The following is a 2522-nucleotide window of genomic DNA, read 5'->3' on the forward strand; positions in this document are numbered from 1 at the left end:
GTCGTATATTCTCATTGCGCGGGCGTTAACCATGACTCGCGACTCCGTGCCCCGCGTCCCCTCTCCCCTTGCGGGAGAGGGGCTTGTGCGATGCAAGGGGAGAGGGGACGCGCTGTTCCGGTTGCGCTACACTCCCCGCGGGTGAGTGGGCGTGCGATGCTGTCGACCTTGAGGAAGTTCTTGCGCCCGGAGGCGCGTCCCGACGGGCGCGCCGCCGCCGCGGTCCAGTCGGAGCCGCCGGCCTGGTCGCCGTCGCGCGTCTACGCCGTCGGCGACGTGCACGGCCGGCTCGACCTGCTCGACGCCCTGCTGGCCAGGATCACCGAGGACCGCCGCGACTACGACGGCCGCCCGTCGCTCGTCTTCCTCGGCGACCTGATCGACCGCGGTCCGGCCTCGGCCGGCGTGGTCCAGCGCGTGGTCGAGCTGACCCGCGACCCCGCCTGGGACGTCACCGTGCTGAAGGGCAACCACGAGGAGGCCCTGCTGCTGTTCCTCGACCAGCCCGAGTTCGGCCCCACCTGGGCCGAGCACGGCGGCGGCGCGACCCTGGCCGCCTACGGCGTGCGCCCGCCCGCGAGCCGCACCGACACCGCCGCCTGGAGCGCCGCCCGCGACGCCTTCGCTGAAGGACTGCCGGCCGACCACCTCGAGCTCTACCGCTCCATGGCCCTGTGGGCCGAGCGCGGCGACTACCTGTTCGTCCACGCCGGCGTGCGCCCGGGCGTGCCGCTCGAGGCCCAGGATCCGAAGGACCTGCTGTGGATCCGCGGCGAGTTCATCGCCGCCCCCCGCGCCGCCGAGCACGTCGTCGTACACGGCCACACCCCGGTCGAACAGGCCCAGCTCACCCGCTGGCGCATCGGCGTCGACACCGGCGCCTACGCCACCGGCCTGCTGACGGCCGTGCGGCTCGACGGGACGGATCAGCAGCTGATCCAGGCGCGGGCCTGACCCCTCGCAAGAGGGGCGGGGTTCGTCGCGCGCGCCTTCCCCATAAGACCGCCCAGGTTGCACGCAAAGCCTCGCCGTGGCATTCGCAAGGGGTCGGGGAGACTTCCATGTTCGCTCGTTTCTTGGCTTTGCTTTCGATCCTGTCGGCCTTCGCCGTCGCCGGGTGCCAGCAGGGGCCCGCCCAGGCGCCGGTCGTCGAGACCGCCGCCGCGGTGCAGAACTTCGAATACCGCCTGGGCGCCGGCGACAAGCTGCGCGTCATCGTCTTCGGCGAGGAGACCCTGTCGGGCGAGTTCGTCGTCTCCGGCGCCGGCGCCGTCTCCATGCCGCTGATCGGCGAGGTCAAGGCCGCCGGCCTGACCGTGCCCCAGGTCCAGGCCGGCATCGAGGAGCGCCTGCGCGACGGCTACCTCAAGGACCCCAAGGTCAGCGCCGAAGTGCTGAACTACCGCCCGTTCTACATCCTGGGCGAGGTCAAGAAGCCCGGCGAATACCCCTACACCAACGCGCTCACCGTCATGAACGCCGCCGCCCGCGCCGAAGGCTTCACCTACCGCGCCGACACCCGCCGCGTCTTCATCAAGCACGCCAACGAAACCGCCGAGCGCGAGTACCCGCTGACGTCCAGCACCCCCGTCGCCCCCGGCGACACGGTGCGGGTGGGCGAACGGTACTTCTAAGCCGTCCTGATCCCTTCTCCCCTTGCGGGAGAAGGTGGCCGGCGGAGCCGGCCGGATGAGGGGTGTCGGCGCCCCGGCGTCAGGATGAGGAGCGTGGTCACGCAAGACGGTTCAGACGTCTCGCAAACACCCCTCATCCGACGCGCTCCGCGCGCCACCTTCTCCCGCAAGGGGAGAAGGGAAGCAGATGAAGAGCTTCGCCCCACGGCGCCCTCACTCCGGACCCAGGCTCATCCACAACCGCCGGTGGTTTTCATCCGAACCCCGACCGTCGTCGGGCCCCGGCGAAACGCGCCGTTCCCCCGCCAAACCGCCCGAAACCGGCCCGAAAACCGCCCCTGTCGCAAAAATAACGCTGTAAGTCGCCCTCCGCGACGCGGCGCCTTTTTCACCCGTTAAAAGAGTGCTAACAGCTCAGCTACACACGGGGTGGGATTCTCCATGCGCCTTTCGAAAGTGATTACGGCCGCCTCCGCGGCTGCCCTTGTTTGCCTCGCTGCGGCGGGCGCGGCCTACGCGACTCCGGTCGCTTCCACCCCCGCCGCTGAAGTCCAGTCGCTGTCGGACTCGATCTCCAACGCCGCCAAGGCGGCTGAGACCGCCGCCCGCCAGAAGGGCCTCACCGAGGCCGAGGTCCAGGCCGAGGTCGAAGCCGCCGTCCTGGCGGTGATCGCCCAGAGCGGCGCGGACGCCGGCACGGTGACCGCCGCCCTGAATTCGGCCAAGGCGTCGGGCGCCCTGTCGGGCACGGCCATGGCCGCGGTCAACAACGCCCAGACGGTGGTGGCGCAGGCGTCGACCGGCGCCCCGGCCTCGACCGGCCGCGGTAACGGCGCCGGCGCCTCGGGCGGCCCCTCGGGCTCCGCGCCGATGGCCCCGCCTCCGGGC

Annotated in this window: 3 protein-coding genes; all 3 read left to right on the forward strand. The window is 71.3% G+C overall.

Going from position 1 to position 2522, the window contains the following annotated elements:
- Positions 1–168: 168 nt before the first annotated feature.
- On the forward strand, positions 169–954 hold the full coding sequence (locus G3573_RS21115; protein WP_240454833.1) for a metallophosphoesterase: 786 nt from the start codon (positions 169–171) through the stop codon (positions 952–954).
- 107 nt (positions 955–1061) lie between these two features.
- Positions 1062–1634 carry a polysaccharide biosynthesis/export family protein gene (locus G3573_RS21120; RefSeq protein ID WP_163263614.1) on the forward strand — a complete coding sequence of 191 codons (573 nt, stop codon included), beginning with the start codon at positions 1062–1064 and terminating at the stop codon, positions 1632–1634.
- 441 nt (positions 1635–2075) lie between these two features.
- Positions 2076–2522, forward strand: a 447-nt coding sequence (locus G3573_RS21125) for a hypothetical protein (protein ID WP_205598423.1), incomplete at its 3' end; no start/stop codon positions are given.

This window comes from Caulobacter sp. 17J65-9 (assembly GCF_010975005.1).
Lineage (GTDB): Bacteria > Pseudomonadota > Alphaproteobacteria > Caulobacterales > Caulobacteraceae > 17J80-11.